Genomic DNA, 19403 nt, shown 5'->3' on the forward strand with positions numbered 1-19403 from the left:
CCATGGATCTCCAGCTCGCCGGCAAGCGCGCCCTGGTCTGCGGCGGCTCCAGCGGTCTGGGCCGGGCCGTGGCCGAGGCGCTGGCGGCGGAAGGGGCGCACGTCGCCCTGCTGTCGCGCAATGCCGACACGCTTCAGGCCGTGGCCGACGGCATCACCGCCACCGCCGTCGGTCGGGCGGTGGTCGTCCCGGCCGACCTCGCCGACCACGCCGCCCTGCTGGCCGCCGTCGACACCGCCGAAGGTCTGCTGGGCGGGCCGATCCAGATCCTGCTGAACAACACCGGCGGGCCGCCGTCCTCGGGCGTGGCGGGGCTGGATCCCGACCTGTGGCGCGCCCAGTTCGAATCCATGGTGCTGTCGGTGTTCCGCCTGACCGACCGGGTCCTGCCGGCCATGCGGGCGGCGGGCTGGGGCCGGATCCTGAACGTCGCCTCCTCCAGCGTGGTCGAGCCGATCGCCAATCTGGGGGTCTCGACGGCCATGCGCGCCTCCGTCGCCGGCTGGGCCAAGACCCTGACCACCGAGGTCGCGGCCGACGGGGTGACGGTCAACACCCTGCTGCCCGGCCGCATCGCCACGCCCCGGATCGAGGCGCTGGACCGGTCCGTCGCCGACCGGCTGGGCATCACCCCCGAAGCGGCCCGGGGGAAATCGCTCGAGACTATCCCGGTGGGCCGTCTGGGCGACCCCGCCGAGTTCGGGGCCGTCGCCGCCTTCCTCGCCAGCCCCCGCGCCGCCTATGTCACCGGCAGCCTGATCCGCATCGACGGCGGAGCGATCCGCGCAATTTGACCGGCCCCGGGGTCCCCCGAAAACGTCTTCGTGCTAGGGTGGTCTCCTGTTCAAGGGAGGTTCCGATGCTGTCGATGCTGCTCCTTCTGGCCACTGCGCCGCAGACGGTGGTTCCCGCGATGCCCCCTCGACCGATGCCGCCTGTGCAGACGCAGCCGGAGGCCACCATGCGCGTCCTCGGCGGGACGCCCCCCTGTCCGTCCAACGTCGTGCTCGCGACGGATCCAACCACACCCGGTGGCGGCCTGATGTGGCGCGGAGGCGGCGAGGCCGTCGGTCTCTACCGTCTGCTGGACCGCTACGTGGACGGCTGCCCCGCCCCGATCATTGTCAACTATCGCGTCCCCGGTTCGAACGCCCTCGGCCAGGAAGCCGGACGTGAGCCGGTTCCGGTGTCGACCCCGCCCCGCTGACCGCCCCTAGGCCCGCGGATGGGCCGCCGCATAGGCCCCCAGCAGGTGGGCCGCGTCGACTGCGGTGTATTTCTGGGTCGTCGACAGGCTGGCGTGGCCCAGCAGCTCCTGGATGCTTCTCAGGTCTGCCCCCGCCCCCAGCAGATGGGTCGCAAAACTGTGCCGCAGCGCATGGGGCGTGGCCGAGGCCGGGAGACCCAGGCGGCCTCTCAACCGTTGAACCGTGGCCTGGACGTGACGCGGGCTCAGCGGTCCGCCGCGCCGGGCGCGAAACAGGGCGTCGGAGGGGCCCAGCGGAAACGGCTGGGCCGCCAGTGCCTCCTCCACGGCCGTCCGGACCACCGGCAGGACCGGCACCATCCGGGTCTTGCCGCCCTTGCCGGTGATGCGCAGGGTGGCGGGCAGGGGGGCGTCGGCCCGGGTCAGGGACAGGGCCTCCGAAATCCGCAGGCCGCAGCCATACAGCAGGGACAGGACGGCCGCGTCCCTCAGCGCCTCCCACGGCTCGGCGTCGGGATCCAGACCGGGCTCGGCGATCATGCCCCGCGCCTGATCGGCGCTGACCGGCCGGGGCAGGGAGGGTTTGACCCGGGGCCCGCGCACCAGGGCCAGTTGCGGGGCCGGGGTGTCGCAGCGCCGGTCCAGAAAGCCGTGAAAGGTGCGGATCGCCGACAGGGTCTGGCTCAGCGACCGGGCGTTCAACGGTTGATCGCCACTGCGCCGCTCGGCCAGGTGGGCCCGCAATTCGGCGGCGCTGACAGTGCCCAGGTCCCCCAGCCGCTGCGGCTCGCCGCGGTGCCGTTCCAGAAAGGCCAGATACAGCCGCCCGATATGGCCATAGGCCTCCAGCGTCCGGGGCGACAGCCGCCGCTCGTGGGCCAGATGCTCCAGCCAGGCCGACAGGGCCCCGTCGGCGCTGAGAGGGGCGGCGGTCAGTTCAGCACCGGCCAGCGCTCGGCCGTGCGCTCCACGACCCGGGCGATGAAGGCCACCAGCTCACAGCCCATGCCGGACGTGAAGCCTTCTTCCTCGGAGGAGGCGAAGGCGCACAGGGCGGGGCGGGCCTGTTCAACCCGGTCGCCGCCCAGATGCGGGGCCATGCGGATCAGGGCCACCGAGCGGATCGGCTCCGGCGACGGCCCGAACAGGTCCAGCCCCTCGAACATCGGCCCCAGCCAGGTCAGGCCGTGTTCGCCCAGCAGGGCGTCGACGTCCCCGGCCTCCAGACCGCGCCAGCCGAACGGCACGCCGCCGGGGCGTTCCAGGGCGATGGCGGCCCCGGCCAGGCCAAACCGGCCCTGGGCCACGGCATCCAGCCGGCGGGCCAGGTCAGACGGATTGCGCGCCTCCAGCAGGTCCAGCGCCGCGACATGGGTCTGGGTCTGGGCGGCGAAATTGGCCCGGGCGATGGATTCGATGCGTTTCCTCGCATCCGCCTCGCGCTCGGCCGCCTCTTCCAGCCGGGTCAGGGCGGCGCGGCCGAACTCGACCACATTGCGTCCGTGGGGCTTCAGCCCGACCTCCTCCAGCAGGGAGCGGTCGTCCAGCAGGGTCTGGGGGTGGGCCTGCAGCCACGCCCGTACGTCCGGCCAGTGCAGGACGTCCGCTTCCACGCCGGAGGACGGCTCCGGTTCGGCGAACAGGTCGGCGGTCTGGTCTGCAGAGGTCACGCGGCGGCTCTCCTCCCGGAGACAGCGCCGGGTCGCGGTTACAGGATCGACTGGCCGGTCTTGCCCCAGTCGGCCAGGAAGGCATCAAGCCCCCTGTCGGTTAAGGGGTGCTTGACGAGGGCCTTCAATGTGTCGGCCGGCAGGGTGGCGGCATCGGCCCCCGCGAGGGCCGCGGCCGCGACATGGGCCGGATGGCGCAGCGAGGCGGCGAGGATTTCGGTGTCGAAGCCGTGGATGTCGTACAGGGCCCGGATCTCTTCCAGCAGCTCGGATCCGATCGCGCCGTGGTCGTCCAGCCGCCCGACGAAGGGCGAAACGAAGGTGGCCCCGGCCTTGGCCGCCAGCAGGGCCTGGGTTACGGAGAAGCACAAAGTCACATTGGTCCGGATGCCCTTGTCGGCAAACACCCGCGTGGCCCTCAGCCCGTCCCAGGTCAGGGGCAGTTTGACCACGACGTTCGGCGCGATGGCGGCCAGCTTGTCGCCTTCCTTCACCATGGTCTCGAAATCGGTCGCCACGGCCTCGGCCGAGATCGGCCCCTCGACCAGGGCGCAGATTTCGGCGATGACCTCGGCGATGACGCGACCGGATTTGGCGATCAGCGAGGGATTGGTGGTGACGCCGTCCACCATCCCGGTGGGGAGCATCTCGCGAATGACGGCGACGTCGGCGGTGTCGAGGAACAGTTTCATGGGAGCGGGTTTTAGCGGCGTCGGTCGCGTTGGGCGAGCCTCTAAATCCTCCCCCGTCGGGGGAGGTGGCACGGCGCGCCTTCGCGACGTGACGGAGGGGGCCCGAACCAAACTCCGGCGACCGGGGTGGGCCCCCTCCACCCCCGCGCAAGCGCGCGGCGGTCCCCCTCCCCCGATGGGGGAGGAATAATGAAAGTCGCCTCGGTCCTCATTCCCCTGCCGGTGCCGGAGGCCTTTGACTATGAGGTCCCCGAGACGATGGCCCTCGCCCGGGGCGAGTCTGTTGCCGTCCCCCTGGGCCCCCGGCTGATCCGGGGCGTGGTGGCCGAGGTGCGCGAGACCACGGGCTCGAACCGCCGGCTCAAGGCGGTCACCACCCGTCTGGACGATCCGCCCCTGCCGGCCGGGACGATGGACTTTCTCGACTGGGCCGCCCGCTGGACGCTCAGCCCGCCGGGCGAGATGACCGCCATGGCCGTGAAGGGCCTGCGCGCCCCGCCGCCCCGGCCCGAACGCCTTGTGCGTCGTGTCGGCGACCGTACCCCCGCCCGGTCGACCCCGGCCCGGACGGCGGTGCTGGAGGCCCTGGGCGAGAGGGCCCAGCCGCCGGCCGATCTGGCGCGGGCCGCCGGCGTCTCGTCCGCCGTGGTCAAGGGCCTGATCGACGAGGGCGTGCTGGAGATCATCGAGACCCTGGTCCCCGCCGCCTTCGATCCGCCCGATCCGGCCCATGCCCCCGCGACGCTCAATCCCGATCAGGCCGCAGCGGCCGACGTCCTCGCGGCGGCCACGGCGGCCGGCGGGTTCGCCGCCTTCCTGCTGGACGGCATCACCGGCTCGGGCAAGACCGAGGCCTATCTGGAGGCCGTGGCGCGAACGCTCGCCCGCGATCCCTCGGCCCAGATCCTGATCCTGCTGCCCGAGATCGCCCTGACCCAGGACCTGATCGCGCGGATCACCGCCCGCTTCGGGGCCGCCCCGGCCGAATGGCATTCCGGCATCGCCCCGCCCCGTCGGCGTCAGGTGTGGGAGGCCGTCGTGGCCGGCCGTTGCAGCATCGTCGTCGGGGCCCGTTCGGCCCTGTTCCTGCCCTTCGCCAACCTCAAACTGGTGATCGTCGACGAGGAGCATGACGCCTCGTTCAAACAGGAGGACGGGCTGGTCTATCACGGCCGCGACCTCGCCGTGGCCCGGGCACGCATCGAGGGGGCGGTGGTGGTCCTGGCCTCGGCCACCCCCTCGCTGGAGACCCTGTGGAACGCCCGCGCCGGCCGCTATGGCTGGCTGAAGCTGTCACGGCGGCACGGGGCGGCGGTCCTGCCCGACATCCAGCTTCTGGACCTCCGCCAATGTCCGCCCGACCCCCAGACCTGGCTGTCCCAGCCGCTGCGCGAGGCGATCGCCGAGACCCTGCTGGCGGGCGAACAGACCCTGCTGTTCCTCAATCGCCGGGGCTATGCGCCCGTCGTGCTGTGCCGCGCCTGCGGTCACCGCATGACCTCGCCCGACACCGACAGCTGGCTGGTCGAGCATCGCTACACGGGCCGGCTGGTCTGTCACCTGACCGGCTTCACCATGGCCCGGCCCCGGCTGTGCCCGGCCTGCGGGGCCGAGGACACGCTCGTCTCCGTCGGTCCAGGCGTGGAGCGGGTCGAGGAGGAGGTGAGGGCTCTCTTCCCCGAGGCCCGAACGGCGGTGTTCAGCTCCGACACCGTGCCGGATGCCCGCGCGGCACGGGCGCTGATCCGGACCATGACCGAAGGCGGCATCGACATCCTCGTGGCGACCCAGGCCGCGGCCAAGGGTCACAACTTCCCGCGCCTGACGCTGGTGGGGGTCGTCGACGCCGATCTGGGCCTGAGGGGTGGGGACCTGCGGGCCGCCGAGCGGACCTTTCAACTGTTGACCCAGGCCACGGGCCGGGCCGGGCGGGCGGAGCGCCCCGGCCGGGCCATCCTCCAGACCTGGACGCCCGACCATCCGGTCCTGATGGCGCTGGCGGCCGGGGATCGCGACGCCTTCGTCGAGGCCGAGATGGGCGAGCGCGAGGCCGCTGCCCTGCCGCCCCACGGCCGGCTGGCAGCGCTCATCCTGTCGGGTGTGGATGCCCTGGCGGTGGAGAAGACGGCGAATGACCTCGCCGCCGCGATTCCCAATGCCGAGCGGCTGGAGGTCTATGGCCCCGCCGATGCGCCGCTGGGCCTGATCCGGGGGCGGCGGCGCAAGCGGCTGCTGGTGCGGGCCGATCGCGATGTCGATCTGCAGGGCTTCCTGCGGTCCTGGCTGGGCCGGGTGAAGGTGCCCGCCTCGGTGCGGCTGACCGTCGACGTCGATCCCTACAGCTTCCTGTGAGGTTCGGCGGAACGGCGTAACCTGACCTTAAGCGTCGCCGTGCCATGACAGGGCCATGCATCGTCGTGCCCTTCTCATCGCCCCCCTGGCTCTCGCGGCCACCCCTGCCATGGCCTCCAGCGGCGGTGGCGGTTCCGCCCCGGCGGACACCTGGGTCCGCTATCCCACGATCACCGGGATGGTCGCCCGCGGCGACGGCAGCCGTGGCGTCCTGACGGTCGAGGCCGGGGTCGATGTGGCCGATCCCGCCCTGAACCTGCGCGCCCGCCAGTCCCAGCCCCGCATCCGGGCGGTGTTCAACATCCTCGTCCAGCGCGAGGCCAATGTGCTGCTGCCGGGCCGGGTCCCCAATGTCGAACGGCTGGCGGCCCAGCTGCAGTCGGCCACCAACATCATCCTCGGCCAGCGCGGGGCCAAACTCCTGCTCGGATCGGTCGTCGTCTCCTGATCCCTTGACGGGAGGGGCCGGGTCGGGCCCCCATGGGGCCATGCGTATTCCGGCCCTTCTCCTGATCCTGTGTCTGTCCGCCTGCGCCTCCGCAGCGCCGCCCCCGCCACCACCCCCGCCGCCGTCCGGTCCGGGGCAGGCCGTCCTGCGCGACTGGCGCAGCATCGTCACGGCCACCGACCGGGACCGCTACGCCCGCAGCGACGCCGCATGGCGGCTGGCGCTCGAACAGGCGCGGCGTCAGCCCGGCTCCGGCGATCTGTCCAGCCTCGGGGCCCTGATCGACCCCGACGCCGGCCGGCGCGACGTGACCCCGCCGCCCGGCGCATACCGCTGCCGCACGGTCAAACTGGGGTCCCAGGGCGGGGAGACCGGTCTCGGGTATGTCGTTTACGGCTGGTTCGCCTGCCGGATCGAGACGACACCGCGCGGCCTGAAATTCTCCAAGACCACCGGCTCCCAGCGGCCCTCGGGCCTGCTCTTCCCCGAGGACGACCGCCACATGGTCATGCTGGGCTCCCTGGCCCTCGCCGCCGAGCCGCCGGCCAACTCCTATGGTCAGCGCCCCGACCGGGATCTGGTGGCCGTGCTGGAACGGATCGGCGACGCCCGCTGGCGTCTGGTCCTGCCCTGGCCCCAGACCGAGTCCAACCTCGACTTGATCGAGCTGGTCCCGGCCTGAGGAGCGGCCAGCCGCGCCTGCCACGCTTTGGCCCCAACCGTGACCGGAGCGTAACAATCTGAAATCATGAGGTTATGACGCCGATGTAACTAGGGGTCGTATCAGCCCGCTGGTAATCAGGCGGGGTGTCGGTCGCCGGGGCGGTCGAGGGCTGTTCAGGGGTGGACCCAATGATCCGATCGAAGACGATTCTGCTCGCCGGTGTCGCCTTGCTGGCGTTTGCGCCCGGCGCGTTGGCCCAGACGGCCCCCGCCCCCGCCGGGGCCGTCCGCCCGGGCCAGACCCCGCCCGCCACGCCGGCGCAGACGCCCGCCCCCACGACTGGCCAGACGCCGGCGACCCCTCCCGCACAGGACGCTCCGGCCGAAGGCGAGCCCGCCGCCGTCGACGATGTCGTGGTCACCGGCCGCGCCACCGATGTGCGGACCTCGATCGATTCCATCAGCTACAGCCTCGCCAATGACCTGCAGGCCACGACCGGCAGCCTCGCCGACGCCCTGCGCAATGTGCCGTCCGTCGATGTCGACCCCCAGGGCAATGTTTCCCTGCGCGGCAACTCCGGGGTCACCATCCTTGTCGACGGCCGCCCCTCGGGCATCCTGTCGGGCGAGGGCCGGGCCCAGGCCCTGCTGCAGCTACAGGCCGATCGCTATGCCCGCATCGAGGTCATGACCAACCCCTCGGCCGCCTACAGCCCCGAGGGGTCCGGCGGGGTCATCAATCTGATTACCAAGCCGACCGCCCCGCGCGCCGGCACCCAGACCACCGGCTCCATCCGCGCCAATGTCGGCGACAACGGCCGCTGGAACCTCGGCGGCAGCGGCTCGTGGCAGAAGGACCGCCTGACCCTGTCCGGCGACCTCAGCTACCGTGCCGATCCCAACCAGTACGAACTGAATCGCCTGCGCGAGCAGCTCGATCCCGCAACCGGAGTTGTGCTCTCGACCACCCGCAACGACACGACCCAGGGGTCCGACCAGACCGGCACGATCGGGCGCTTCACCGCCGAGTACAAACTGACCGACCGGACCCAGCTGACCGGCGAGGTGCGCGGTGTCGCCTTCCAGGGCGACGGGGACTTCGACAGCCTCTTCGAGACCCGCAACGGGGCCGGGGCGGTGACGAGTGCCTATACGCGCGACGGACGGTCCAGCTTCGACTTCATGAACTGGGGCGCGACGGCCCGGCTGCTGCACCGCTTCGACGACGCCGGCCATGAATGGTCCAACGAGCTGCGCTACGATTCCAACAGTATCGAAAGCGACGGCCTGTCCCTTACCGATTTCCTCGTGCCGGCGGGCACCGGTCTGGCAGAGCGGAGCACCCAGGACACGGATCAGGTCACCCTGGGCTTCACCAGCGCCTATGTCCGGCCCACCGCCGACGGCGGCAAGCTGCGCCTCGGCTATGAGCTGACCGACGTGCGCCCGGATCAGGACGTGACTTACAGCCGGGGCCTCTCGGAGGGCACGCTGGCCATCGTCCCGGGCTTCAGCAACCGGTTCGAGGCGCGCCAGACGGTCCATGCCCTGTACGGCACCTGGGAACGCCCCCTGACGGCGAAACTCTCGGCCCAGGCCGGGCTGCGGCTGGAACAGGCCGACATCGAGATCGACGACCTCACCGGCGGCGCCTCGGCGTCCCAGGACTATTTCCGCGCCTATCCCACCGCCCATCTGCAGTACCAGCTATCCGAGACCGAGACCCTGCGCGCCAGCTATTCGCGCCGGATCCAGCGCCCCCAGCCCGGCCAGCTGAACCCCTTCGTCTCCTACGGCGACCCGCTGAACCGGCGCTCGGGCAACCCTGATCTGGAGCCGCAGGAGACGGATTCCTTCGAGGCCATGTGGCAGAAGCGTCAGGGTTCGACCTTCTACCAGCTGACCGCCTATCTGCGTGACACCGACAAGGCCTTCACCGATGTGGTGACCGATCTCGGCGGCGGCGTTTTCCTGACCCGGCCCGAGAACCTCGGTTCGCGCCGCGACACAGGACTGGAGGTCACCGCCAACGGCGCGCTGCACAGGACCCTGCGCTACAGCGCCGGCGTCAATGTCTTCCGGCAGGAGATCGACGCGGCCGGTATCGCCGGCGGCGACGACCGCGAGGGCACCTTCGCCAGCGGCCGGCTCAGCCTGAACTGGACCCCGACGGCAAAGGACTTCGTCCAGGTCTCGGGCTTCTGGCAGGGCGACAGCCTGCTGGCCCAGGGCACGCGCGAGGCGGGCGGCATGCTGAACCTCGGCTATCGCCGCAAGCTGACCGACACCCTGTCCTTCAACTTCACCGGCCGGGACGTGCTGAACTCCTTTGGCAACACCTCGGTCTATGAGACCCCCCTCTTCCGCGAACGGTCCGAGCAGAACATCCGCCTGCGCGCCTTCTACATCGGCCTCAGCTGGAGCCTGGGCTCCGGCCCGCGCCGCCAGCCGGAACAGTTCGACTTCTCGACCGGCCCGACCGGGGGCTGAGCCCCGGCCGGTGTCGTCCACCGGACATTGGAACGGCCCGGCACAGGCGGACATTCAGGACGGGTAACCCCTCCGTCCTGCAGGTTCCCCATGTCCATCATCGACAAGATCGCCGCCGCCGTGACCCCCCTGCCCGATGACGACAAACGGGCCGAAGCGACCCGGGAGGCGCGCGCCCACGCCACAGCCGGAGACTGGCTCGGCCTGGTGCTCGACCACCACGACCGCATCCGTGAGGCCTTCGCCGCCGGCCGCGAAGCCCGGGGCGCTCCGGCCCGCGTCGCCGCCATGAAGGACCTCGCCCTGATCCTCAACGGCCATTCCCTGGCCGAGGAGATCGTCCTGTATCCCGCCCTCGCCCAGTCCGGTGGAAAGGCCCATGCGGCCCAGGCCTATATCGAGCAGACCACGGCCAAGAACCAGATGGCCGAGCTGGAGAACATCGCCCCGTCGAAACCCGAATGGCTCGACAAGTGGGAGCATATCGAGGGCGCGGTCCTGACCCACATGTATGAGGAAGAATCCGGCTGGTTCCTTGAGCTGAAAGAGAAGGGCGACCATCAGGCCCGCCTGACCAGCCGCTATCAGGAAGAGTTCGAGCGCTACGTCGGCTGACACGCGCCTGCGGGCGTATCGCCGTGGAGGTCAGGCACGGGTCGCCCAAGCCATCCACACCGCCACCGCCGCGATCCCCGCCGCCATGAGCCGCCCGGCCCGGACGCCCTGCATCCGCCGCATCACCACGGCTCCGGCCGAGGCGGCCCCCAGCACGATCAGGGTGTGGATCGCCACGCTGACGGCGACATGCAGCCCGCCCAGCGTCAGGGCCTGCACCAGCGGCGAGGCCCGGTCCGGCCGGATGAAGGTCGGCAGAAGGGCGACATAGAAGGCCGCCGCCTTGGGGTTCAGCAGATTGCCGGTCAGGCCCCGCAGGAACAGGCCGCCCAGCGTGCGCCGGTCGGGCTCGGCATCCGGCGCGACCCTGCCCGCCCCCGCCCAGGCCTCCCACGCCAGCCACAGCAGGAAGATCACCCCGGCCCAGCGCACCGCCTGATACAGCCCCGGAAACGTCAGCATCACGGTGGTCAGTCCGAACGCCGCCGCCACCATCCAGACGCTCAGCCCCAGCGTCACCCCCGCCACCGCCGCCAGCCCGGCGATCCGCCCCCGCCCCAGCGCCACCAGCGCCAGCCAGCCCATGTTCGGCCCCGGCGTCAGCTCGATCAGCGACACCGCCACCAGAAACGGCAGCAGGACGGCAGGATCGACGGGAAAGGCGGGGGACATCGCTCCACCCTAGACCATGCCGCGCCCGCCGCCGACCGCGTGCCTTGCCGATCCGCGATCGCGAGGGATAGGCTCACGGGACAGGGGATGGGGTGAGCCGATGTCGGAGTCCGGAACGGTCAGTCGACGGCGCGGCCATGTCATCGGCGACGGGCTGTCCGGCGGCTTCTGGCGGCGCGTGGTGGCCTTCTGGATCGGCCACGCGGTGGTCGGGCTGGTCCTGACCCTGATCGGGGCGGCCGCCTTTCCTCTGACCGACGGCGCGATCCGGCACAGCAGTCCGGTCGTCGTGTTTTCCCACTGCACCGCGGTCGATGCAGCGGGCTCGCGCAACACCGACCGGCTGAAAGTGTTGCCGCCGGGGGGCGGGCCGCTCCACCGGTTCCGTCCGGACCGTCCGCCGGACCGGATACGCGTCTCCCGATGCGAGACCTTTCCCAGCCATAGCGCGGTCCGGGTGACGTTCACCTGGGCGGGGCAGTTCTCCTACCAGGAGACGGTGGTCCGTCCCCTGCGCCCTTCGGGGCGGGTGATCCCGAGGACCTTCGACCTCGCCCACCTGTTCTTCCCGGTCCTTCTGATCTGGCTGGCCTTCAGCGAGGCCGCATGGGGTGGCGGTCCGGGCAAGCGGCTGATGGGCCTCCGGGTGCTTGATCGGGACGGTGTCCGCCGCGCCGCCTTCAAGGCCACCCTGATGCGAAATGCCCTCCTCTACGGCCCCGCTGCAATCCTCGGTCTGGCCGCCGGTGCCCATGGCCTGTTCCGCGCGGCCCTCGGCGGGCCCCTGTATGACCCCCTCCTCGGCTGGGCCTTCATCGCCCTCGGAGCGGTCGCCGTATTCTGGGGCCTGCTGTTCCTCGTCAGTGTCCTCGTCCAGCGACCGGATCCCTTCTGGGACCGGTGGTCGGGGGTCAGCGTCCGTCGCAGGGTCTGGATCGAGGATCGCTGATCCGCCCCTTGCCGGCCTCTTGTGTGGCTGGATCGCCACACCCACCTGTGACCCACATCAAGGCGTCGCTTCCCGGAGGGCGCCTCTCTACGATCCGCCGCTTCAGGGGACACGCCATGAATCTCGACCTCTATTCCGACCGCGCCAAACAGGCCGTCCAGTCGGCCCAGACCCTCGCCCTGGCGCGCAAGCACCAGCAGTTCGCGCCCGAACACCTGCTCAAGGTCCTGCTGGAAGAGCGCGACGGCCTCGCCCGCACCCTGATCACCGCGGCCGGCGGCGATCCGGCGAAGGCGGCCGAGGGGGCGGAAGGCCTGCTGAAGAAGCGCCCCCAGGTCGAGAGCGCCACCAGCCAGCTGTATCTCGACGGCGCGACCGCCCGGGTCTTCGCCGCTGCCGAAGCGGCGGCCAAGAAGAACGGCGACGCCTTCGTCACCACCGAACGGATTCTGGCCGCGATCGCCCGCGAGGGCGGCGCGGCCGGCGACGCCCTGAAATCCGCCGGGGTCACCGCCGACAAGCTGGACGCCGCCGTGGCCGAGATCCGCAAGGGCAAGACCGCCGACAGCGCCGGGGCCGAGGACGCCTATGAGGCGCTGAAACGCTATGCCCGCGACCTGACCCAGGCGGCGCGGGACCAGAAGATCGACCCGGTCATCGGCCGCGACGAGGAGATCCGCCGCACCATCCAGGTCCTCGCCCGCCGCACCAAGAACAATCCCGTCCTGATCGGCGAGCCGGGCGTCGGCAAGACCGCCATCGTCGAGGGTCTGGCGCTGCGCATCGTCAACGGCGACGTGCCCGAGAGCCTCAAGGACAAGACCGTCATGGCGCTCGACATGGGCTCCCTGATCGCCGGGGCCAAATATCGCGGCGAGTTCGAGGAGCGGCTGAAGGCCGTGCTGGGCGAGGTCACGGCCGCGGAAGGCCAGATCATCCTGTTCATCGACGAGATGCACACCCTGGTCGGTGCCGGAAAGGGCGACGGCGCCATGGACGCGTCGAACCTGCTCAAGCCCGCCCTGGCGCGCGGCGAGCTGCACTGCGTCGGGGCCACGACGCTGGATGAGTACCGCAAATACATCGAGAAGGACGCGGCGCTCGCCCGCCGCTTCCAGTCGGTCTTCATCGACGAGCCGACGGTGGAGGACACCATCTCCATCCTGCGCGGCCTCAAGGAGAAGTATGAGGTCCACCACGGGGTGCGAATCTCGGACAGCGCCATCGTCGCCGCCGCCACCCTGTCCAACCGCTACATCACCGACCGCTTCCTGCCCGACAAGGCCATCGACCTGATCGACGAGGCCGGGTCGCGCGTCCGCATGGCCGTGGATTCCAAGCCCGAGGCGCTGGACGAGATCGACCGCCGTCTGGTCCAGCTCAAGATCGAGCGCGAGGCCCTGAAGAAGGAGACCGACAAGGCCTCGGTCGCCCGGCTGGAAAAGCTGGAGGACGAGATTTCGGACCTCGAGATCGAATCCGCCGACCTGACCACCCGCTGGAAGGCCGAGAAGGACAAGGTCGGCCAGGGCGCCCAGCTGCGCGAGACCCTGGATCGCCTGCGCGCCGAACTGGCCGCGGCCCAGCGCAACGGCGACCTCGGCCGCGCCTCCGAGATCGCCTATGGCCAGATCCCCCAGATCGAGAAACAGCTGGATCAGGCCGAGGCCGATGAGGCCACCGCCTCCCCCCTGACGCCCGAGGTGGTCGACGCGCAACAGATCGCCGCTGTCGTCAGTCGCTGGACCGGGGTCCCGGTCGAGAAGATGCTGGAGGGCGAGCGCGAGAAACTGCTGTCGATGGAGGATGCGCTGCGCGGCCGCGTCGTCGGTCAGGACGCCGCACTGGAGGCCGTGGCCGATGCGGTCCGCCGGGCCCGCGCCGGGCTCAACGACCCCAACCGCCCGCTGGGCAGTTTCCTGTTCCTCGGCCCCACCGGGGTCGGCAAGACCGAGCTGACCAAGGCCCTGGCCGCCTTCCTGTTCGACGACGAGACCGCCATCACCCGCATGGACATGTCGGAATACATGGAGAAGCACTCGGTCAGCCGCCTGATCGGGGCCCCTCCCGGCTATGTCGGCTATGACGAGGGTGGAGCCCTGACCGAAGCTGTCCGCAGGCGGCCCTATCAGGTCGTCCTGTTCGACGAGGTCGAAAAGGCCCACCCCGACGTCTTCAACGTCCTGCTCCAGGTGCTGGACGACGGCCGCCTGACCGACGGTCAGGGCCGCGTCGTGGACTTCAAGAACACCCTGATCATCATGACCTCCAACCTCGGCTCCGCCGCCCTGGCCGACCAGCCGGACGGCGAGGATGTCGAAGCCGTGCGCCCCTTCGTCATGGACGCCGTCCGCGCCCATTTCCGCCCCGAGTTCCTGAACCGCATCGACGAGATCATCCTGTTCCGCCGCTTGGGGCGCGACCAGATGGCCGGCATCGTCCGCATCCAGCTGTCCCGCCTCGAAAAGCTCATGGCCGACCGCAGGCTGACCCTGTCCATCGACGACGGCGCTTTGGCCTGGCTCGCCGACAAGGGCTACGACCCGGTCTACGGCGCGCGCCCGCTGAAGCGCGTGATCCAGAAGGATCTGGTCGACCCCATGGCCAAGAAACTGCTGGCCGGCGAGCTGGAGGACGGGTCGGTGATCGCCGTGTCCGCGGGGAGCGAGGGGCTGGAGATCGGGAAGGCGCGGGTGCACTGAGCTGATGCAACTGCATTTCGACACTGACCCAATGTGGATCGAAGCGGTTCGCGATTGGGCAGTGTCGGATCAGCGCATTGATCGCGTCTGGGTCTTCGGATCGCGGGCCACTGGACGACGTACAGTGAAGCCGAACCCCTCACCCATCCCCGACCTCGATGTTGGATATGTCCTGACTGGAGACAGCGAGGGAGACATGCTCGGCTATGCCATCTGCATGGCCGGGCGCTGGCGGGCATTTCTCGCCCAACGGATTTCTGTTCCTGTCGATCTTCAGTTCGCAGAGCCAAACAGTGACGAGCGCGTCTGGCCAGCAATTCGCCAGCACGGGATTCTCGTTTACCGCCGCACCTGAAACCTCTTTCGTCATCCTCCGGCAAGCCGCGCCTTCGCGGCGCAGACCGGGGGACGCAGCGGCCTGCGAGAGCAGGACACTGTCGCGGACACCGCCCTTTCCGACATCGTGCCTGAACAGATCGCCTTCGGCGCCGCTGCGTCCCCCGGTCTCCGCTTCGCTACGCCGGAGGATGACGAAAGGGAGGGCCGGGGCCGTATGGATCGGGTCGTTCGTTGAGCGTGGTGGTTGGAGGTGGTCCCCCGGTCTCCGCTTCGCTTCGCCGGAGGATGACGAAAGAAGAAAGTGCGCATAGGTTGTGCAGATGGGGACGCATCGCACCTTCATCGCAACCTACATCATGGCCAGTGAGCGGAACGGCTGGATCTATGTCGGGATGACATCGACCCTCGTTGCCCGCGTCTGGAAGCACAAGACCGGGACCCATCCCGACGGCTATTCCGCTGAGCACGGCTGCGTCCAACTGGTCTGGTTCGAACGCCACGCCTGGGTCGTGAACGCCATCCGGCGAGAGAAGCGGCTGAAGAAGTGGAATCGCGACTGGAAGCTGAAGCTGATCGAGGACACCAATCCGCAATGGCGGGATCTCGCGGCAGACTGGTATCCGGTCCACGACCCCGACTGGGTTCCCCCGGCCGAAGACGCCTGACCTACCGCTTCAATATCGCCGTCAGCGCCCCGTCGCCCTCCAGGATCACCACCTCGACCTCGGCGAGGTCGCGGCCGCCGGCGTCGCGGACGGCGCTCAGGAGGTCGTCGCGGGTGACGCGTTCGCGCTTCAGGGCCGCGTCGATGGCCTCGCCGTCGCGGGCGAGGATGGCGGGCTCGGCGCGCACGAGCTTGGCCCAGGCTTTCCAGCGGACCGAGGTCCAGGTCACGAGCCACTGCAGGCCGATCAGGACGCCGAACGCCACCAGCCCCTCGGCCAGGGCCACCTCCTCGTTCAGCAGCACGGTCGACAGGGTCGATCCCAGCGCCACCGTCACCACCAGATCAAAGGCGTTCAGCTTGGACAGGGTGCGCTTGCCCGACAGGCGCAGGAACACCACCAGCCCCACATAGGCCAGGGTCCCCACCAGAACGGTCCGGCCGAGGCCGGGCCAGCCCTGGAACAGCATGTCGGCGATCTCCATCGGACCGCAACGGCTTGCGGCCCGGAAGGGTCCGCCGGCCCCTACGTCCGATTCTGACGTATCGGCATGTCAGACTGGCTTCTACCGGCGAAGACCGGGTCAACCGGAGGGGAGAAGCGGACTCAACGGACTCAACGGACCCTGTTTTTTCGGCCTTACGCCGCCGCCTCGACCCGGGCCGGTTCCATGGGTTTCAGGTCCAGCAGGGCGAACAGGCGGGCGTCCTCGTCCTGTTCGGGATTGGGGGTGGTCAGAAGCTTGCCGCCGACGAAGATGGAGTTGGCCCCGGCGAGAAAACAGAGCGCCTGCATCTCCGGGCTCATGGTCTCGCGCCCGGCCGACAGCCGGACCATGGCGCGGGGGCAGACCAGACGGGCGACGGCGACCGTGCGCACGAACTCGATCGGGTCGATCTGGCCGGCCTCCAGCACCCGCTCGCCCAGCGGCGTGCCGGTGACGGGCACCAGGGCATTGACCGGCAGGCTGTCGGGATGGACGGGCAGGGTGGCCAGGGCATGCAACAGGCCGGCGCGGTCGCGGCGCGCCTCGCCCATGCCGACGATGCCGCCGCAGCAGGTGCTCATGCCGGCGTCGCGGACATGGGTCAGGGTGTCCAGCCGGTCCTGATACGTTCGCGTGGTGACGACCTCGGCATAGTAGTCGGGCCCGGTGTCGAGGTTGTGGTTGTAGTAGTCGAGGCCGGCGGCCTTCAGCTGGCGCGCCTGATCGGCGGTCAGCATGCCCAGCGTCGCGCAGGTCTCGAGGCCCAGGGCCTTCACGCCCGAGATCATGGCCGCCAGTTTGGGCGTGTCACGGTCCTTCAGCTCGCGCCAGGCCGCGCCCATGCAGAAGCGGCTGGCCCCGCCGGCCTTCGCCGCCATGGCCTCGGCCAGGACAGAGGAGGTGTCCATCAGTTTCTCGGCCTTCAGCCCCGTGTCGAAGGCCGCCGATTGTGAACAGTAGCCGCAGTTCTCGGCGCAGCCCCCGGTCTTGATCGACAGCAGCTGCGACTTCTGGACCTCGGAGGGATCGAACCAGCGCCGGTGCACCGAGGCCGCCTCGAACACCAGCTCCATGAACGGCCGCGCGAACAGGGCCTCGACCTCATCAAGGGTCCAGTCGTGGCGGGGAAGGGAGAGATCCTGGGTCATGGGCGGGTTGGTGACTCAGCCGGCGTGCGAACGCAAGGCGTCAGGTCTCCAGCAGCAGCTCGGCGCGTTTGAGATCGATGATCACCGTCTGGAACTGACCGAGCACATCGGTCCCCAGAAGCATGGCGGGCCGATCTGCCAGGCCCCAGATGTCGAAGGTGTGGAAATCGCCGACAAGCACCGGCGTCTCTCGCAGCGTGACGCCGGCGAAATGCAGCCGGCGCAGCCGCATCGGGATCGCCGTCACCGTCAGGCCGGTGGGGGAGGTCACATGCGCCACGCGGGTGCCGTCGTCCAGGGTGATGGGCGACGCCCCGGCCGCCCGGGCAAAAGCGGTGTTGACGATGGTGATCGCCGCACCTGTATCAATGATCGCCTTTCCGCTCGCCTCTCCCGAACGGACGTCGATCATCAGCAGGCCCCGGTGCCTCTCTTCGGCATCGGCGCGAAAGAGAGCGGTCTGGGGTGCCGGGTCGAGCATGCCGCGGCCCGGTCGTCGCGAGCGCGTGATGGCGGCGAGCGCTTCGCCTCTGAACCTGAGGACAAGGCGATGATCCATGAGAAGATCGCGGCCGATCAGGCCATCGGCACCGTCCAGGCCGGAGCGGCGCGCGATTGCAAAGCGCGCCTCGGGTACACGAAGATTGCCGGATCGCACCTCACGGGCACGTACAGTCTCCACGAGCTCCCGGGCAATCAGGGTGTGCATGCCTATGGGCCCGGCCGATGGAAGGCCGAGGCGGGCCGCGAGATCGTCCGAAATGACGGAGGCGTTCGCCGCAGAATCCAGCGCGAAGGCGAACGGACCGTGTTCCGCGATGAACACCGGCACGGACAGCCGGCGCCCGCGCAGGCGTTCAGAACTCTCGACCGTCGCATCCTGGGCCCCGGCGACCCCGGGCAGGAACAGCGCGGAGGCCGCGGTGATCAGGTCACGGCGGCGCAGCATCACTCGCTCTGCGGGTTGTTACGATACACCCGCCCGTCGCGCATGACGAAGCCGACTGACTTGAGCACTCTGACATCCTGCAGCGGGTCGCCCTCGACCGCGATCAGGTCGGCACGCTTTCCGGGCTCCAGACTGCCCACCTCGGTGGCCAGGCCCAGCAGGTCGGCGGCGTTGACGGTCGCGGCCTCGATCGCCCCCATCGGGGTCATGCCGTGTTCGACCATCAGTTCGAACTCGTCGGCGTTGCGGCCATGCAGCGAGACCCCGGCGTCGGTGCCGAAGGCGATGCGCACCCCGGCCGGCACGGCGGCCTCCAGCGAGCGGCCGGTGATCGAGATCCGCCACAGGATCTTGGGCAGGACCGCGGGCGGATAGGCGTTGGGATCGGCGGCCAGACGGGCCCGGTAGCCGTTCACCGTCGACAGGGTGGACACGTAATAGGCACCCGAGCGCAGGAACAGGGGGATGGTGTCCTCGCTCAGGATGGTACCGTGCTCGATGGAGTCCGCCCCCAACCTCAGGGCCATGTCGATGCCCTCGGCCCCGTGGGCGTGGACGGCGACCTTCTTGCCGTACAGGTGGGCGGTCTCGATCAGGGCCCGGGCCTCGTCCTCGAACATCTGGGCCCCCAGACCGGCTCCGATGCGGCTGTTGACCCCGGCCGTGGTGGCGATCTTGATCACATCGGCCCCGCGCCCGATCTGGATCCGCACCGCCTCGCGGCAGCTCTCCACGCCGTTGCAGACGTTCTCGGGCGAGCCGATGTCGTGCCGGACGTCGTCGGACAGGCCCAGACGCGGATCCATATGGCCCGAGGTGGTCGAGATGGAGGTGGCGGCGTCGATGATCCGGGGGCCGGCGATCTCGTGCCGCGCCGTGGCGTCCCGCAGCGCCAGGGTGACCCCGTCGCCGTCGCCCAGGTTCCGGACGGTGGTGAAGCCCGCCATCAGGGTCTCGCGGGCGTTGCCGGCGGCCTCATAGGCCCGGGCCGGCAGGCTGTCGGTGAAATCGGCCAGCAGCCCGGCCTGACCGGCGCGGTCCGAGGTCAGATGCACATGGCTGTCGATCAGCCCGGGCAGGACGAACCGGTCCCTCAGGTCGATCACCGCGGCGCCCGGAAAGGCCTCGGCCCCGACGAAGCCGTCGCGCACCGCCTCGACCTTGCCGTCGCGGATGACCACCGTGGATTCGCCGCGCGGGGCCCGTCCCGGCCGGTCCAGCAGCCGCCCGGCCTGAACGAGCGTCACCGCCCCTTCGGCCGGGGCGACCGTCCCGTCCTGCGCTGTGGCGACGCCGGCGGTCAGCAGGGCGGCCAGCGCCCCCGCAACAATGGCTTTCATGATCCACACTCCCCC

19 protein-coding genes are annotated in these 19403 nt (G+C 70.1%); 11 read left to right on the forward strand and 8 right to left on the reverse strand.

Annotated elements, in window-relative coordinates; translation table 11 throughout:
• The first annotated feature begins 2 nt into the window (after positions 1-2).
• Together SJY26_RS05025 and SJY26_RS05030 are read left to right on the forward strand one after the other, a co-directional pair.
• Positions 3-794: an SDR family oxidoreductase gene (locus SJY26_RS05025; RefSeq protein ID WP_396595052.1), complete on the forward strand. Its 792-nt coding sequence runs from the start codon at positions 3-5 to the stop codon at positions 792-794.
• A gap of 65 nt (positions 795-859) precedes the next feature.
• A complete protein-coding gene (locus SJY26_RS05030) occupies positions 860-1207 on the forward strand; it encodes a hypothetical protein (RefSeq protein ID WP_396595053.1) in 348 nt (115 codons plus the stop codon).
• 6 nt (positions 1208-1213) lie between these two features.
• Here the strand turns inward: SJY26_RS05030 and SJY26_RS05035 are convergent, their stop codons facing one another.
• Genes SJY26_RS05035 through fsa form a run of 3 tightly spaced genes read right to left on the reverse strand, consistent with a single transcriptional unit; the run spans position 1214 to position 3569 of the window.
• Positions 1214-2158, reverse strand: coding sequence for a tyrosine recombinase XerC (locus SJY26_RS05035; protein WP_396595706.1), 945 nt, complete (start codon positions 2156-2158; stop codon positions 1214-1216).
• A complete protein-coding gene (locus SJY26_RS05040) occupies positions 2140-2877 on the reverse strand; it encodes a DUF484 family protein (RefSeq protein ID WP_396595054.1) in 738 nt (245 codons plus the stop codon). The genes SJY26_RS05035 and SJY26_RS05040 overlap by 19 nt, the downstream gene beginning before the upstream one ends.
• 38 nt (positions 2878-2915) lie before the next feature.
• Positions 2916-3569, reverse strand: coding sequence for a fructose-6-phosphate aldolase (gene fsa, locus SJY26_RS05045; protein WP_396595055.1), 654 nt, complete (start codon positions 3567-3569; stop codon positions 2916-2918).
• A gap of 189 nt (positions 3570-3758) precedes the next feature.
• Between fsa and SJY26_RS05050 the strand changes: the two genes are divergently transcribed.
• From SJY26_RS05050 to SJY26_RS05070, 5 genes are all read left to right on the forward strand, one after another.
• Positions 3759-5921, forward strand: coding sequence for a primosomal protein N' (locus tag SJY26_RS05050; RefSeq protein WP_396595056.1), 2163 nt, complete (start codon positions 3759-3761; stop codon positions 5919-5921).
• 55 nt (positions 5922-5976) lie between these two features.
• A complete protein-coding gene (locus SJY26_RS05055; RefSeq protein WP_396595057.1) occupies positions 5977-6369 on the forward strand; it encodes a Tat pathway signal protein in 393 nt (130 codons plus the stop codon).
• A 40-nt stretch (positions 6370-6409) separates the two neighbouring features.
• Entirely contained in the window at positions 6410-7051 is a 642-nt protein-coding gene (locus tag SJY26_RS05060; protein ID WP_396595058.1) for a DUF4893 domain-containing protein, read from the forward strand.
• Between the two features lie 170 nt (positions 7052-7221).
• The gene (locus tag SJY26_RS05065) at positions 7222-9522 is read left to right on the forward strand and encodes a TonB-dependent receptor domain-containing protein (protein ID WP_396595059.1); all 2301 of its coding nucleotides are present in this window, start codon (positions 7222-7224) and stop codon (positions 9520-9522) included.
• A 90-nt stretch (positions 9523-9612) separates the two neighbouring features.
• Positions 9613-10137 (forward strand): hemerythrin domain-containing protein, encoded by a 525-nt coding sequence (locus tag SJY26_RS05070; RefSeq protein WP_396595060.1) that lies wholly within the window; start codon positions 9613-9615, stop codon positions 10135-10137.
• A 30-nt stretch (positions 10138-10167) separates the two neighbouring features.
• Here the strand turns inward: SJY26_RS05070 and SJY26_RS05075 are convergent, their stop codons facing one another.
• Positions 10168-10809, reverse strand: coding sequence for a LysE family translocator (locus tag SJY26_RS05075; RefSeq protein WP_396595061.1), 642 nt, complete (start codon positions 10807-10809; stop codon positions 10168-10170).
• Positions 10810-10909: 100 nt separating this feature from the next.
• On the opposite strand from SJY26_RS05075, the gene SJY26_RS05080 reads away from it, so the two are divergent.
• The 4 genes from SJY26_RS05080 (at position 10910) to SJY26_RS05095 (ending at position 15464) form a co-directional block, all read left to right on the forward strand.
• Positions 10910-11758 carry an RDD family protein gene (locus tag SJY26_RS05080; protein WP_396595062.1) on the forward strand — a complete coding sequence of 283 codons (849 nt, stop codon included), beginning with the start codon at positions 10910-10912 and terminating at the stop codon, positions 11756-11758.
• A gap of 116 nt (positions 11759-11874) precedes the next feature.
• On the forward strand, positions 11875-14460 hold the full coding sequence (clpB, locus tag SJY26_RS05085) for an ATP-dependent chaperone ClpB (protein ID WP_396595063.1): 2586 nt from the start codon (positions 11875-11877) through the stop codon (positions 14458-14460).
• A 4-nt stretch (positions 14461-14464) separates the two neighbouring features.
• On the forward strand, positions 14465-14815 hold the full coding sequence (locus SJY26_RS05090) for a hypothetical protein (RefSeq protein WP_396595064.1): 351 nt from the start codon (positions 14465-14467) through the stop codon (positions 14813-14815).
• A gap of 304 nt (positions 14816-15119) precedes the next feature.
• Positions 15120-15464: a GIY-YIG nuclease family protein gene (locus tag SJY26_RS05095; protein ID WP_396595065.1), complete on the forward strand. Its 345-nt coding sequence runs from the start codon at positions 15120-15122 to the stop codon at positions 15462-15464.
• A gap of 1 nt (position 15465) precedes the next feature.
• On the opposite strand, the gene SJY26_RS05100 is transcribed toward SJY26_RS05095, so the two are convergent.
• From SJY26_RS05100 to SJY26_RS05115, 4 genes are all read right to left on the reverse strand, one after another.
• Positions 15466-15948: a DUF421 domain-containing protein gene (locus tag SJY26_RS05100; RefSeq protein WP_396595066.1), complete on the reverse strand. Its 483-nt coding sequence runs from the start codon at positions 15946-15948 to the stop codon at positions 15466-15468.
• A gap of 155 nt (positions 15949-16103) precedes the next feature.
• Complete coding sequence (gene bioB, locus SJY26_RS05105) at positions 16104-17099, reverse strand: biotin synthase BioB (RefSeq protein WP_396595067.1); 996 nt, start codon at positions 17097-17099, stop codon at positions 16104-16106.
• A 40-nt stretch (positions 17100-17139) separates the two neighbouring features.
• Positions 17140-18048 carry an aspartyl protease family protein gene (locus SJY26_RS05110; RefSeq protein ID WP_396595068.1) on the reverse strand — a complete coding sequence of 303 codons (909 nt, stop codon included), beginning with the start codon at positions 18046-18048 and terminating at the stop codon, positions 17140-17142.
• Complete coding sequence (locus SJY26_RS05115) at positions 18048-19388, reverse strand: amidohydrolase family protein (RefSeq protein ID WP_396595069.1); 1341 nt, start codon at positions 19386-19388, stop codon at positions 18048-18050. Before SJY26_RS05115 ends, SJY26_RS05110 begins: the two co-directional genes overlap by 1 nt.
• Between the last annotated feature and the right edge of the window lie 15 nt (positions 19389-19403).

The sequence above is a fragment of the Brevundimonas sp. R86498 genome (assembly GCF_044598075.1).
In the GTDB taxonomy this organism is placed as follows: Bacteria; Pseudomonadota; Alphaproteobacteria; order Caulobacterales; family Caulobacteraceae; genus Brevundimonas.